Origin of the sequence: Streptomyces sp. NBC_00454 (assembly GCF_041434015.1) — a bacterium.
Classification (GTDB): Bacteria; Actinomycetota; Actinomycetes; order Streptomycetales; family Streptomycetaceae; genus Streptomyces.
Window position 1 is genome coordinate 519,885 of sequence record NZ_CP107907.1, and the last position, 13,137, is coordinate 533,021.

Sequence of the window (13,137 nt, forward strand, 5' to 3'; positions counted from 1 at the left end):
GAAGAATGGCGTCCGTGAAGGGCACAGGGCGCACCGCCGCCGGCACCTCTCCTGGCGCCGCGGGCAAGGGCGGCGGGCGGGCGCCCCGGCGCCGGGGCGCCCCGGACCGGTCGATCACCTTCACGGCCATGGTCGTCGCCGTCGCGATGATCTTCGTGGACCAGACGATCGTGAGCATCGCCGCTCCGAGCATCATCGAGGAACTCGGCCTCTCCGCTTCCGGGATGCAGCGGGTGGTCAACGCCTACCTGCTGGCCCTCGCCGCGTTCTTCGCACTCGGCGGACGCCTCGCCGACATCTTCGGGCAGCGCCGGATGCTGGTGGTCGGCACGCTCGTCTTCGTCGTCTCGTCCGCCTTGTGCGGTTCGGTGCCGACCGGGGAATTCGCCGAGGGCTGGCTCATCGTCTTCCGTGCCACCCAGGGGCTGGGCGCCGCGCTGGTCTTCCCCGCCGCGCTCGCCGTCGTCATCGGCGCCTTCCCGGTCGACGAACGCGGCCGGTCGCTGGCCCTGTTCTACGTCCTCGCCGGATCGCTGACCGCCCTCGGCCCGCTGCTCGGCGGATGGCTGACCGCCTGGACCTGGCGGGCGATCTTCTGGGTCAACGTGCCCATCGCCGTTCTCTCGCTCGTCCTCACCGCCGTCGCCCGCGTCCCGGACGTCCGGCGGCCCGAACGCCTCGACCTGCCGGGCGCCGTACTCGTCGCCGTGGGCCTCGGGCTGAGCGTGCTCGGTCTCCAGCAGGCGTCCGCCTGGGGCTGGGCGTCCCCGGCGACCTGGGCGTGCACCATCGCCGGCCTGCTCGTCCTCGTACTGTTCTGCCGGCACGAGCTGCGCACCGACGAACCTCTGATCAAACTGCGGGTCTTCCGCGACCGGGCGTTCACGGCCGATGTGCTGGTGCTGTTCTTCGCGATGCTCGCCTTCGTCCCGGTCATGTTCTTCGCGTCGGTGTACGCGCAGATCTGCCTCAGCGCCTCGCCCGACGAGGCCGGGTTCTACCTGCTGTACTTCTTCGCGGGTTTCGGGCTCTCGGCGCAGTTGGGCGGCCGGATCCTCGACAAACGGGGTGCCCGGCCCGCGATGATGCTCGGCAGCCTGGTCGGTTGTGTGGGCTTCGCCCTGTGGGCGGGGAAGCTGACCGAGCTGGCGCCGCACGACCAGTGGCCCTACGCCGCGCTGGCCGGAGCGGGCATCGGCCTCCTGCTGTCCCCGGCCGCCACCGACGCCGCGAACCGGTCGATCGACGCCTCGTACGGCGAGGTCACCGGTGTCACCCAGACCGTGCGCAACTTCGCGGCCGCCGTGGGCATGGCGGTCTTCGGGACGGTCCTCGTCCACGTCACCACCAGCCGGGTCACGATGACTCTGACCACGACGGGCATGCCGCAGGCCGAGGCCCGGAGCCTGGCCCGCGGGGTCGCGGAAGCCATCACCGGCCACCCGGACGACCACCGGCCCACCGGCGGCGGGCCGACCAGTACGGTGCTGCGCACCGCGGATCGGGCTGTCCGCATGGACTTCGCCGAGGCCAACCAATGGGTCTTCTACGGCATGGCCATCGCCATGGGCGCGGCTCTCCTGTGCAGTTTCCTGCACCCTGGGACGCGGGTGACGGGCGAGGCCGGAGGGGCCGGGCCGGAGGGGCCGGGCTCAGCGCCCGCTGCTCCGGGACGACCGCCGGGCCCGTAGAGCGATGCAGGCGCCGGAGCCGATGATCCACACCACGGTGGGCCAGGCGGAGATCCGCTCGAACAGTCCTTGCACCCCGGGGTCGGGCCGGAGGCCCGTGAGGACGGTGAAGGCGAGGGTGGTCACACCGCACACGACGCCCAGGGTGCCCCAGAGCGGCCGGTGTGCCCGCCGGATCAGGCCGCCGAGCAGCAGCGCGCCCACGCCACCGCAGAAGAAGCACGTACCGGCGGACAGGAGGTGGAGGGCCGGGCGGAGGTTGTACGGGTTGAGGCCGCTGGACAGGAGTCCCAGACCGCTGACGGCCAGGGCGCCGAAGGCCAGGTTCCGCGCCCGGCCCGGTGACACGACCGTCATGTTGAGCAGCGCGCCCGCGGTCAGGCACACCCCGCCGATGATCCAGGCGGCGTTGGCCTCCTCGTGCAGGGGCGAGCAGAAGCGGACCCCTCCGACGTGTCCGCACCGCGTGACGCCGAGCGCCGAGATGATCTCGTGGACCAGGTTCTGGTTCGTGGCGCGCGGAAGGACGATCATGTTGTTGACGACGAACATCTGGACCAGGGAGGCCCAGAGGAGGCCCCCGGCCACGAGTCGCTTCGACGCCGTGAGGGTGAGTTCGCGCATGTGAGGGACCGATCGACGGAGAGTTCCCGTACCCGGCGGATTCGGGTCGCCCCGCCCGGGCCTTCGGGTCTGCGTGCAGCCGTCAGACCGTCCGGTGACCGCTCCTCCCAGTCTGTCCCCTCGCAGACCGCCGAGGCGTCACCCCGGTTCGGCGAGTCTGTGCAGGGCTCCCGCGGTGGGCGGAGGGGAATCGGTCTGCGTCACAGACCGGTCACAGCGCCCACACAGCCACCCGAACCCCGCGAACATGGCGCGATGCGCACACACCGCACCATCACCCTCCTGGCTGCCGCGGGCATTCTCGCCCTCACCGCGTGCGACCCGCAGGTCGCCGACAGCGGGAAGCCCGCAACGCCCGGCACCCCGGCGGCCACCCCGGCGGCGTCCGGCCCCGCGCCCTCCGCCAAGACGGCCGCTCTCCCCGACCTGGTCGGCAAGGGGCTCCAGACGGCCCAGGACGAAGCGCAGCGGGCCGGCTTCTTCGTCCTCACGTCTCACGACGCCCTCGGCCGCGAGCGGCTCCAGGCTCTCGACCGGAACTGGAAGGTGTGCAGCCAGACCCCAGGGCCGGGCGCGGGCCTCGACACCAAGACCGCTGTGGACTTCGGCGCGGTCAAACTCGAAGAAACCTGCCCCGCCGCGGACGCGCCGCCCCCGAAGCCCGCGGGCGATGTCATGCCGAACTTCGTCGGCCAGGGCATGAAGGCCGTCCGCTCCGCACTCCCGGCCAATGCGAGCATCACCGTGAAGGACGCGGTGCAGAGCCGCGTGGTCCTCCAGGAGTCGAACTGGAAGGTCTGCACGCAGGACCCGAAGGCCGGCGCCGCGCTCACCGGCCAGCCCTTGACCTTCACCGTCGCCAAAACCGAAGAGTCCTGCCCCTAGGTCATCCATTTCGGCGGCGCGGACCCGGCAAGATCAGGAAGAGACGGCCTGGCTCTCCGCACCGCCACTGACGTGCGGACGCTGCCGAAGACCGCTTCACTCGTCCCGCGGGCTGACCCAGCGGGTCCCCTTCCCGGGTCCCCTTCCCGGGTTGCTTCTCGGGCTGCTGCGGACGGTCGAGACGACTGGCCTCGTCCGTGTCGGCAGCCGCGGTCTTCCCGTTTTCGCGACGGTCGGCGTGCGGCTTGCGACGCCCGTCCGGTGTCCGCTCGGGGTGCGCCGGCATTCCTCCTGAGCCGCCCTGCTCCTCCATGGCCGTCCTCCTCGTTCGGGTGCGCCCTCGGAGCGGGCCCGCGTCCCCGATCTCGGGCCGGGGCGCCGCCTCGTGGGCATCCACGTACCGCGATGGCCGGGAGGCGGGTGCAGCACCTCATTCAGGCCCTCTACCTCCCGTGACGTGCGTCTTTCCGCTCGCCCCGTCGGCAAACCTCCGCCGCACGGCCCGTCGGGTCGACGGCCCGGATCACCGACGCCGATCGGATCGGATCCGCCCCCGTGCGGCATGCATGGCGGCGCCGATCGGGGGGAGCCGCCAGATGCGCGCCCGACGATCCGCTCCAAGCCGAGGAGTCGTCATGCCTCGTGGTTCCAGCCCCAAGCGTGAACGCCAGTACGAGCACATCAAGGAGAGCGCGGAGAAGCGCGGCGAGAGCACCGAGCGCGCCAAGGAGATCGCCGCGCGGACGGTGAACAAGGAGCGGGCGCGCGCGGGCGAGTCGAAGACGGCGAGCAAGAGCTCGACCCAGGACATGTCCTCCGCCAAGCGGGGCGGGCAGCGCTCCCACAGCGGCTCGCAGGGGCCGACGTACGACCAGCTGTACGCGGAGGCCAAGCGCCGCAACCTGCACGGCCGCTCCTCCATGGACAAGGCCGAACTGAAGCGCAAGCTCGGCCAATGACCGGCTGCGTCGGGAGCAGCGGGGACATGACCGCGCCGGCGGTGGGCTCGGGGGGACCGGCAGGAGTCGCCCGGGACGTGGAGACGCGCAGGACCGTGTGGGTCGCCCTCGCCGCCAATCTCGCCATCTGCGTGGCCAAGGCCATCGGCGGCGTGGTCGCGGCTTCCCCCGCGCTGCTCTCGGAGGCGGCCCATTCCGTCGCGGACAGCCTCAACGAGGTCTTCCTGCTGGCCTCCCTCAAGCGCAGCCGACGCCCCGCCGATGCGCGCCACCCCTTCGGCTACGGCATGGAGCGCTTCTTCTGGTCCCTCCTCGCAGCCGTCGGCATCTTCGTCACCGGCGGCTGCTTCTCGGTCTTCCAGGGCATCGAGGCTTTGCGCTCCGGCGCCTCCGAATCGCGCCACGGCTACGCCATCGGCCTTGCCGTGCTCTTCGTCGCCCTGGCGGCCGAGGGGACCTCGCTCGTGCGGGCACTGCTCCAGGTGCGCCGCGCCGCCCGGGCGGAGGGCCGCGGCATGGCGGCGGAGATCCGGGCGGGCCGCGATCCGGCCCTGCGTACCGTGCTCGCGGAGGACAGCACCGCCTGCGCAGGTGTGCTCCTGGCGGTCGCCGGCATCACGCTGCACATGGTGACCGGGGAGATCGCGTACGAGGCGTGCGCCTCCGTCCTGATCGGGATCCTGCTCGTCTACGTCGCCTACGCCCTCGGCCGGGCGGCGCGCGTGCAACTGATCGGGGAGGCGGCCGATCCGGCCGTCCAGCGGCAGGTCCGTACGTTCCTGACGCGTCAGCCGGAGATCGACACGGTCACGGCGTTGCTGACCATGCGGATGGGGCCCGACTCGGTCATGCTCGCCGCGCGCGTGGACCTGACCCCGGGCTACGACAGCGAGACCGTGGAGGACGCGATGGTACGGATCCGGCGGGAGGTGCGCGGGCGCTGGCCCGAGCTGGAGCAGGTGTTCCTGGACGTCACGGACGCGGCCGCGGCCCGCCGGGGCGCCTCGGGCGACGGCGGGCATCCGCGGGGCGGCCGGTGTCAGCTCTGAGCGGCCACGGCGACGAGGAGTACGGCCACGCCCACCGTGAGCCAGGCGACGTAGTCGCCCAGCAGCCCCGAATGCAGGCGTCGCACGGGCAGCACCACTCGGCGGCCGAGGAAGGCCACCGCACTGTGGGGCCTGGCGGCGCCACGCGCCGGGCCCAGAACGGCGGTGCCCGCGAGCGCGCAGGCGAGTACCGCCGAGAGCAGCCCGAGCAGCACCCCGGCCGTCGTCCAGCCGGCCGGCGGTGGCGGAGCGACCGCTGCCTGCGCGGCGGTCCCGAGGGCGGCGGCCTGGTACCCCGCCCGGTCCGTGAACAGCTCTGCGGCCCGGGCCAGCGAGCGGCCGAGGTCGGGGGTCAGTCCGACCGCCAGGCAGCCGAGCAGCAGCAGGGCGGGCAGGACGAGCATCGGCGGCGGCAGCAGGCGGGTGGGGCCGCGGACCTCCGGCTTCTCGCCCTCACCGGTGGTCTCCGGCTCTCCCCCGCGCTCGGTCGGCCGTGGTCCCAGGCCGTAGAAGACGCGGAGGGCCACGCGTAGAACGGCGCCGCCGGTGACGGCCGAGACGATGACGTAGACGGCGGGCAGCCAGCCTGCCCAGTGTCCGGCCGCCTCCTCCGAGAGGGCCTTGCCCAGGCCGGTGCCGAACGGCGGCAGCCCCGCCAGGGCCAGACCTCCCGCGAGGAACAGCGCGCCGGGCAGGGCGAGTTCGCGGGCGCGGCCGTGGAGGCCGTGCTCGTCGACCGAGCCGTACCGGTCCAGCAGGATGCCGGTGAGACCGAACAGCGCGGCCTTGGCACCGGCGTGTCCGGCGATGTACACGGCGGTCCCCGCGAGCCCCGCCGGGGTGAGCACCGCGACCCCGATCAGGAAGAGTCCGACGTGGCCCACCGTGGAGAATGCCAGCATCCGTTTCAGATGCCGTTGCTGCCAGCACATCGTGGTGCCGATCAGGGCGGTCAGTACCCCGGCGGCGAGGAACGTGGTGCGGAAGGCGTCGTGCGGGATGCCGCCGGGGCCGGAGAACACCGTCCAGTAGATCCGGGCCGCACCGTACACGCCGAGCTCGACCATGACGCCCGACAGCAGCATGCACACGGGCGTGGGTGCCACGGCGTGGGCGTCGGGCAGCCAGAAGTGGAAGGGCGCCATCGCGGCCTTGACCAGCGGCCCGGTGAGCACCAGCACGAAGGCGCAGATCACCAGGGCGTCGCGGTGCTGCCCGGCCAGCTCGCGGCCGAGCTGGGCCAGACCGAGCTCCCCGGTGCGGGCGTAGAGCAGGGCGATGCCCAGCAGGGAGCAGTACGCCGCGAGGGAGTTGACGATGCCGAAGGTGAGTGCCCCGTGCAGCGGCCGGGGGTCCTCGATCCGGTAGCCGGTGAGCGCGTAGGCGACGGCGCCCATGAGTTCGAAGAAGACGAAGGCGTCGAACAGGTCGCCGGTGAGGGCGAATCCGCACATCCCGGCCTCGAAGAGCAGCAGCAGGGCCGGGAAGGTCCCGGCGCGTTCTCCTGACGGTTCGTCGAAGTAGCGCCAGGAGTACACGAGGACGGCGAGTACGAGCAGCGCGGCGAGCAGCGCTGTTCCGCCGCCGAGGCGGTCGGCGACGAGGACGATGCCGACGCTTTCACCCCCGTGCGGCTCCCATCCGCCCAGCCAGGACACCGCGCGCCCGTCGCCGGTCCGCACCCAGAGCAGGACCAGGCACAGTACGTCCGCCACCGCCCAGGCCGTGGCCAGGATGTCGCAGCCGAGCCGCGGCAGCCACCGGCCGGCCACGGAGAGCACCACGGCGCCCAGCAGCGGAATCGCCACGGCCAGCGGTAGGAGGGCCGCGGTGCTCGGCACGCGGCCTCAGCCCCTGAGTTCGGTGAGGTTCTGCGGGTCCACGGTGCCGTGCCGCTTCTGCAGTTGGATGACCAGGGCGAGCAGCAGGGCGGTGACGGCGGCTCCCACGACCACATCGGTCAGCGCCAGGGCCTGCACCACCGGGTCGACCACCGGTGAGCCGACCGGCAGGTCCGCGAAGACGGGTGCGGTCGCGCCCCGTCGGTAGCCGACGGCGAGCAGCAGGACGTACGTCGAGGACTGGGCGACGGCCAGGCATCCCACGGCATGGACGAGGTTCCGGCTGGTGACCAGGCCGTACAGACCCACCAGCAGGATCCAGGCGGCAGCGAGGAAGGGCAGCAGGTTCATTCGGGCTCCGGCGGGTCGAAGCGTGTACGGGCGGGTCCGCCGCCGGTGATCTCGACGGCCTGGTCCAGGAAGTGCGCGAGCAGCACGATCACGCCGGAGCCGACCTCTACGCCGACGGCCGCGTTGAGCACCGGCACCAGTCCGGCGGAGGAGAGCCGGTCGAAGGTGCCCAGCGGCAGGAAGTTCGCCAGGAAGGCCCCGGCGACGACCAGACCGGCCACGCCCAGTGCCGTGAACGCCCCGGCCGCCACGGCGTCGGCCACGTCCAGGACGGCCAGGGGCCGCACCTGCTTGAGGACCCGGTAGTCCGCGGCCACGTACGCCAGGTGCAGTCCGGTGGCCAGCACCACCCCGCCCTGGAATCCGCCGCCGGGGGTGAGCTGCCCGTGCGCCACGATGTACACCCCGGTCAGCAGGGTCACCGGGAGCAGCAGCGCCCCGAACAGCCGGGTGGAGGGCAGCACCCGCTCGGCCTCCGGCCACTCCTTGCGCTCGTCGCGCGCCAGGCGCAGGAGCAGGGTGGCGCCCAGGACGGCGCCGAACAGGATCGACTCCTCGCCCAGGGTGTCGAAGGCGCGCAGGTCGAAATTGACCGAGGAGACGGTGTTGGCCGTGCGCCGGCTCAGCGCCGCGGCCACGGCCCGGTCACCGTACGGGTGGACGGGCGTGCCGAAGTGCGGCAGGCCGGTGCAGGCGGCGGCGAACGCCACCGCGATGACGGCGCCCGCGCTCAGGAACAGCCAGAGCCTCACGGACCGGCTCATCGGCTCCGGCGCTCTCGGCGCGACGGCCGCTCGGGCTGCGGCCGGTCGGGCTGCGGCCGGTCGGGGTCCGGCTGCTCGGGGTCCGGCTGCTCGGGGTTTGGCTGCCCGGGGTTTGGCTGCCCGCCCGGGCTGCCGGCTCCCCTGATCTTGCGAACGGTGAGCAGGATCAACAGCGGTGTGACCGCGGTCCCGACACCCAGCTGGGAGAGTGCCACGTCCGGGGCCTGGAGCACCGTGAACAGGAGTGCCAGGGTCAGGCCCAGCATGGCCAGGACGGCGGCCTGGCGCACCGGATCGCGGGTCAGGGCAGCCACCGTCGCGGCGACCACCACCGCGAGCAGCACGACCGCGACCAGGATGTCGATCGTGTTCGCGTTCACTGCGCGAGCTCCTCCCGCTCCGGCTCCTCCAGCAGAGCCGTCGCCCGGCCGATCGCCATCGTGGTGACGGTTCCGCCGGCGGCCAGCAGCGCGCCGATGGCGAGCAGCGTCACCGCCGCCCGGCCCGGGCCCGTGTCGACGGCGAGAGCGAGCACCACCAGGGGCGCGCCCAACGACGTGGCGCAGGACAGCGCGTGCAGACGCAGGTAGGGGCCGGGCAGGACGACCAGGCTCAGGGCGGTCAGCACCAGCACGGCCGTACCCGCGACCAGCAGGACCAGAACCAGAAGGTGACGCGGCGTCATTCGCCGTGCTCCGAACCGGCGGTGTCCCGTACCGCGTCGACCGGCTCTCCGGCGAGGAACCGGGTGAACACCAGGGTCCCCGCCGGAGCCAGAACCGCCAGCACCAGCGCGAGGTCTCCGTACGAGTCACGATGGAACCCCCGCGCCAGCAGCAGGAAGACGACGGCGGCCAGGGTGCCCGCCAGACTGATGCCCACCAGCCTGTACTGGGCCGCGCCCCGTGCGGCCAGCCACAGGCAGGGCGCGAGCCCGGCGGAGCACACGACCACGGCGGCGAGGAGCCAGGCGTTCACCGGCGCCCGCCGGAGACCAGCGCGCGTTCCAGGGAACCGACTTCGTCGGTGACGGCGTGGACCGTCAGCCGACGCGGCCCCGACCGCCCGGAGTCGGGATCGACATGGACCACGTACAAGCCGGGAGTTGCCGACAGCAGGGCGCAGGCCCAGGCCGGTCCGGTACCCGCCGGCAGCTCGATGACCCGGAAACCGCCTCGGAACCGCCGGGGCCGCAGTACGGCCCGTGCCAGGCGGAGGGTGTCGGCGAGCAGGGCTCCGGGCCAGACCCACAGGCTCAGGGCGAGATGGGCGGGCCCGCCGAACGAGGCACCCGAGGCCCGGCGGACCGTCCGGGCCCCGACCGCACCGAGCAGCGCCGCGGCGGCCCCCACGACCATTTCGAGTGCGGTGACCTCGCGGATCAGGACGGTGTTGAGCGCCATCAGGAGAACCCACCACACCGCCGACTCCGTCACCGCACGCCGCATGCCACCTCCTACGTGCCGGTCCCGAGCAGGGGTGTGTCACCACACCCGCCATGTGTACCGATCCGCCGGAGGCAAGTCCCGCGTGCACGCCGAGCACTTCCGCGCGGGCCGGCAGGACCACTCGTTTGCTGCACGGCCACGGGGAACGCGAGGGGGCGGGGCCGTCCACCGTCGCACGCGATGCGTGCCGGGGCTCTTTCTGGGGAGACGCCTGGGAGACGGCGACGGAAGCGGCGTGGTTCGCCGGCCGCTTTCCCGGCCCGGGACCGTCGCCCGGCACAGGAAGGCACGCGTCATGAGCACCGAAGAGATCTGGGGCTACCACCAGGACTCCGGATACCAGAAGGGGATCGACCTCGTCGGCTACAAAGTCGAAGCCACGGACGGCAGCATCGGGAAGATCGACAAGCACTCCGAGGACGTCGGAGCGTCCCACCTCGTCGTCGACACCGGTGTCTGGATCTTCGGCAAGCACGTACTGCTTCCGGCCGGAACCATCAAGCGCATCGACACGGTCGAGCAGAAGGTCTACGTCGACCGGAGCAAGGAACAGATCAAGAACGCCCCCGAGTTCGACCGGGCCGAGTACGGAAGCGGGCCCACCTACCTGGAGCAGTTCGCCCGGTACTACAACCAGCCCCACATGTGAGGGATTGGAGACGATCATGATCGCACTCGGAATCGTCCTGTTGGTCCTCGGATACCTCTTGGGAATTTCGATCCTGTGGAGCCTCGGGATCATCCTCGTCATCATCGGCGTGGTCCTGTGGATCCTCGGCTCCGTAGGACACGCGGTCGGAGGACGGCGCCACTACTGGTAGACGTACTGCGGACCGGGGGCGAGGCGGCGGAATTCCGCCGCCTCCCGCCTGCGGGCGCGAGGACGGACACCGGGGCCATTTGCTCCGCATTGCAGGCTTTCCCCCGCTGACGCATCGTGGCAGCAGCACCCCTCAGGACGGAACGACCTCTCCCGGGACCGAGGAGTCACATGCCCGAAGCGCAGGATCCCCCGGTCCCGCCCCCGGAGGCGGTCGTGGTCCGCCTGTCGGGCGAGATGGACATCGGCCGCGTCTGCCAGGTGCGCTCCCTGCTGCTCGAAGCGGTGACCCGCGAAGGCGGCCCGCCCGAGATCGTGGTCGATCTCAGCGGTCTCACCTTCTGCGACTCCGCCGGGCTCAACGTGCTGCTCCGGGCCCGTCTGCAGGCCGTCGAGTCCGGCCGTACGCTGCGCCTGGCGGCACCGAACGCCCAGATGCTGCGTCTGCTGGAGATCACCGGCTCCCTCGGGCTCTTCCCCATCGATCCCTCCCCTCCCGCCTGAGTCACGGCCCGACCGGGTTTGGTGGCGTGCGGGCGGGTAGGCGCCAGACATCTCCGGATACGGACCCCTCTGAAGGGGGTGCACGATGGCGACGGCGGACGATGAGCGTTTCGCGGTCGAAGTACGGCCTGTCGAGGGGGCCACCGTCCTGGCACTGGCCGGCGAGCTCGACCATGACACCGCCGAACCCTTGCGGGCGGCTCTGGAGGCCGCCCAGGCGGGTGGCGGACAGCGGCTGCTCGTCGATTTCAGCGGGCTGGAGTTCTGCGACTCCACGGGATTGAACGTGTTGCTGCACAACCGGCTCGCGGTCCAGGAATCGGGTGGCAGCCTTGAACTGATCGGCCTCCACCAGCCGATCGAACGCATGTTGCACATCACGGGCGCGGAGGGGCTCTTCCCGCTGCACCCCGACGTGGAAGCGGCGCTGGCGAGTCACGAGCGCGCGTAGCGGAGGAGCAAAATGAGTGAGCACCGGTCACCGGAACAGACCCGGCGTCTGGTGCTGCACGACACCACGGATGCCGTCAGCCGATGCCGCGACTTCACCCGCCGTGCGCTGGCCGAGTGGCAGTGGCTGCCCGAGTCCGGGAGCGGCCACGGTCACGGCTGCGGGGACGAGGCCGCGGACGACGCCCTGCTGCTGGTGTCCGAGGTCGTGGCCAATGCCTGCATGCACGCGGGCGGGCCGAGCTCGCTCCTCCTGCGCTGCACCGCCGAGCGGCTGCGCATCGAGGTCACGGACGCGAGCCCGGTCGCCCCGATCGTCAGGCACCCGTCGGATCCGGCCCGGCCCGGAGGCCATGGGCTGCTCATCGTGGAACGGCTGGCCCGCGAGTGGGGTACGGAGCCGGTGGACGGCGGGAAATGCGTATGGGTGGAGGTCGACGCGCCGCCGTCCATCCGCCAGGGGGGCGGGACGTTCACCCCGTGGCTGGACAGGACCCCCCGACCGGCCTGAGCCCCCTCCCCCCGGAGGTGGATCAGCACACCTCCGCCTCGCCTTCGGCCTCGGCATCGACTTCGGCATCGACTTCGGCCTCGTCCGTCAGCAGGCCGGCGCGCAGCTTGTCCATGATCCGGCTCAGGAGCCGTGAGACGTGCATCTGGGAGACGCCCAGCCTGTCGCCTATCTCGGACTGGGTCAGCTCCTCGCCGAAGCGCAACGAGAGGATCAACCGGTCGCGGTCGCCGAGCGTGGCGAGCAGCGGCTTGAGCGTCTCCAGGCATTCGATGCGGTCGTACGCCTCTTCCTCCTCCCCCAGCGAGACCTCCCGGGAGCCGCTGTCCCCGTCCCCGTCCCCCGGGACGGGGGCGTCCAGGGAGCCGGCGGTGTAGGCGTTGGCGGCCCGGCGGCCTTCGGCCAGTTCGGCGGCGCTGATTCCGAGGCGCTGCGCGAGCTCGGGGTCGGTCGGGTGCCGTCCCAGTCGCTGTTCCAGCGCGTCGTGCGTCTTGGCGATGTCGAGCCGGAGCTCCTGGAGGCGCCGCGGGACCTTCACCGACCAGCTGGTGTCGCGGAAGAAACGCTTCATCTCGCCGGTGATGGTGGGAATCGCGAACGTGGTGAACTCGACCCCGCGCTCGACGTCGTACCGGTTGATGGCCTTGATCAGGCCGACCGTGCCCACCTGAATGATGTCTTCCAGCGGCTCCGCGCGGTTGCGGAAGCGGCGCGCCGCGTATTTCACCAGGCTGAGGTTGAGCTCGACGAGCGTGTTGCGCACGTACGAGTACTCGGGCGTCCCCTCGCGGAGCCGGCGCAGGCGCCGGAAGAGGGCGACGGACAGGGTCCGCGCCTCGGCCGTACTGACGGCGAGCGGGTCCTCGGGCACATCCGGGATGTCGGGGACGTCTGAGACGTCCGGGACGCCCAGGACCTCCCAGGTCTCGGCGTCACGCTCGGTAGCGAGCGGTTCCAGGGTGTCGCGGGAAACGGATGACATGAGCTTCCTCCGACGGGTGGGTGGCTACCGGCCGGCCCGGTGGGGGCGGCGGGAACCGTCGTGGTCTTCCCGAGGGGATATACCCGCACGCGGGGCCGTCTGACCCTTCTCGTGACACAGTGGATCGAAGTGAGGCGAAGATGAATGATTCCGACAAAATCCTGAAAGAGCTGCTGGTCGGGCTGACCGCGGTACGGTCGGGCGTCTCAGCACCCGTCTCCCCGCCGACGCGGCCGGCCTGCCCGGTGAGATCGCGGC

At 71.9% G+C, this 13,137-nt stretch carries 18 protein-coding genes; 9 read left to right on the top strand and 9 right to left on the bottom strand.

What is annotated here, in order from left to right; genetic code table 11:
- Positions 1–5 precede the first annotated feature (5 nt).
- Positions 6–1,691, top strand: coding sequence for an MFS transporter (locus OHU74_RS02395; protein ID WP_371614320.1), 1,686 nt, complete (start codon positions 6–8; stop codon positions 1,689–1,691).
- On the opposite strand, the gene OHU74_RS02400 is transcribed toward OHU74_RS02395, so the two are convergent.
- Positions 1,653–2,315 (bottom strand): DUF998 domain-containing protein, encoded by a 663-nt coding sequence (locus OHU74_RS02400; protein ID WP_371614321.1) that lies wholly within the window; start codon positions 2,313–2,315, stop codon positions 1,653–1,655. The two genes, OHU74_RS02395 and OHU74_RS02400, sit on opposite strands and share 39 nt — an antisense overlap.
- Positions 2,316–2,570: 255 nt before the next feature.
- Here OHU74_RS02400 and OHU74_RS02405 point away from each other — a divergent pair, with 255 nt between their 5' ends.
- From OHU74_RS02405 to OHU74_RS02415, 3 genes are all read left to right on the top strand, one after another.
- Positions 2,571–3,200, top strand: a complete 630-nt coding sequence (locus OHU74_RS02405) for a hypothetical protein (RefSeq protein WP_371614322.1) — start codon at positions 2,571–2,573, stop codon at positions 3,198–3,200.
- 635 nt (positions 3,201–3,835) lie between these two features.
- Positions 3,836–4,159 (top strand): plasmid stabilization protein, encoded by a 324-nt coding sequence (locus OHU74_RS02410; protein WP_371614323.1) that lies wholly within the window; start codon positions 3,836–3,838, stop codon positions 4,157–4,159.
- Positions 4,160–4,185: 26 nt separating this feature from the next.
- On the top strand, positions 4,186–5,208 hold the full coding sequence (locus OHU74_RS02415; RefSeq protein ID WP_371619541.1) for a cation diffusion facilitator family transporter: 1,023 nt from the start codon (positions 4,186–4,188) through the stop codon (positions 5,206–5,208).
- Here OHU74_RS02415 and OHU74_RS02420 read toward each other — a convergent pair.
- The 7 genes from OHU74_RS02420 to OHU74_RS02450 are packed head-to-tail and all read right to left on the bottom strand — an operon-like array spanning position 5,199 to position 9,612.
- Complete coding sequence (locus OHU74_RS02420; protein WP_371614324.1) at positions 5,199–7,049, bottom strand: complex I subunit 5 family protein; 1,851 nt, start codon at positions 7,047–7,049, stop codon at positions 5,199–5,201. The two genes, OHU74_RS02415 and OHU74_RS02420, sit on opposite strands and share 10 nt — an antisense overlap.
- Before the next feature lie 6 nt (positions 7,050–7,055).
- Entirely contained in the window at positions 7,056–7,400 is a 345-nt protein-coding gene (locus OHU74_RS02425) for a sodium:proton antiporter (protein WP_371614325.1), read from the bottom strand.
- Entirely contained in the window at positions 7,397–8,164 is a 768-nt protein-coding gene (locus OHU74_RS02430; protein ID WP_371614326.1) for an MnhB domain-containing protein, read from the bottom strand. The genes OHU74_RS02425 and OHU74_RS02430 overlap by 4 nt, the downstream gene beginning before the upstream one ends.
- Positions 8,161–8,544 carry a Na(+)/H(+) antiporter subunit B gene (locus OHU74_RS02435; RefSeq protein WP_371614327.1) on the bottom strand — a complete coding sequence of 128 codons (384 nt, stop codon included), beginning with the start codon at positions 8,542–8,544 and terminating at the stop codon, positions 8,161–8,163. The genes OHU74_RS02430 and OHU74_RS02435 overlap by 4 nt, the downstream gene beginning before the upstream one ends.
- Complete coding sequence (locus OHU74_RS02440; RefSeq protein WP_371614328.1) at positions 8,541–8,849, bottom strand: monovalent cation/H(+) antiporter subunit G; 309 nt, start codon at positions 8,847–8,849, stop codon at positions 8,541–8,543. Before OHU74_RS02440 ends, OHU74_RS02435 begins: the two co-directional genes overlap by 4 nt.
- A complete protein-coding gene (locus tag OHU74_RS02445) occupies positions 8,846–9,142 on the bottom strand; it encodes a monovalent cation/H+ antiporter complex subunit F (protein ID WP_371614329.1) in 297 nt (98 codons plus the stop codon). Before OHU74_RS02445 ends, OHU74_RS02440 begins: the two co-directional genes overlap by 4 nt.
- On the bottom strand, positions 9,139–9,612 hold the full coding sequence (locus tag OHU74_RS02450; RefSeq protein WP_371614330.1) for a hypothetical protein: 474 nt from the start codon (positions 9,610–9,612) through the stop codon (positions 9,139–9,141). The genes OHU74_RS02445 and OHU74_RS02450 overlap by 4 nt, the downstream gene beginning before the upstream one ends.
- Before the next feature lie 295 nt (positions 9,613–9,907).
- On the opposite strand from OHU74_RS02450, the gene OHU74_RS02455 reads away from it, so the two are divergent.
- The 5 genes from OHU74_RS02455 to OHU74_RS02475 all read left to right on the top strand — a co-directional run bounded on the left by OHU74_RS02455 (position 9,908) and on the right by OHU74_RS02475 (position 11,897).
- Positions 9,908–10,261 (top strand): PRC-barrel domain-containing protein, encoded by a 354-nt coding sequence (locus tag OHU74_RS02455; protein ID WP_371614331.1) that lies wholly within the window; start codon positions 9,908–9,910, stop codon positions 10,259–10,261.
- A 16-nt stretch (positions 10,262–10,277) separates the two neighbouring features.
- A complete protein-coding gene (locus OHU74_RS02460; RefSeq protein WP_371614332.1) occupies positions 10,278–10,433 on the top strand; it encodes a DUF6131 family protein in 156 nt (51 codons plus the stop codon).
- A gap of 170 nt (positions 10,434–10,603) precedes the next feature.
- Complete coding sequence (locus OHU74_RS02465; protein WP_371614333.1) at positions 10,604–10,936, top strand: STAS domain-containing protein; 333 nt, start codon at positions 10,604–10,606, stop codon at positions 10,934–10,936.
- Positions 10,937–11,021: 85 nt separating this feature from the next.
- Positions 11,022–11,387 carry an STAS domain-containing protein gene (locus OHU74_RS02470; protein WP_371614334.1) on the top strand — a complete coding sequence of 122 codons (366 nt, stop codon included), beginning with the start codon at positions 11,022–11,024 and terminating at the stop codon, positions 11,385–11,387.
- Between the two features lie 12 nt (positions 11,388–11,399).
- The gene (locus OHU74_RS02475; RefSeq protein WP_371614335.1) at positions 11,400–11,897 is read left to right on the top strand and encodes an ATP-binding protein; all 498 of its coding nucleotides are present in this window, start codon (positions 11,400–11,402) and stop codon (positions 11,895–11,897) included.
- A 22-nt stretch (positions 11,898–11,919) separates the two neighbouring features.
- Here the strand turns inward: OHU74_RS02475 and OHU74_RS02480 are convergent, their stop codons facing one another.
- Positions 11,920–12,879 carry a SigB/SigF/SigG family RNA polymerase sigma factor gene (locus OHU74_RS02480; protein ID WP_371614336.1) on the bottom strand — a complete coding sequence of 320 codons (960 nt, stop codon included), beginning with the start codon at positions 12,877–12,879 and terminating at the stop codon, positions 11,920–11,922.
- Positions 12,880–13,137 lie beyond the last annotated feature (258 nt).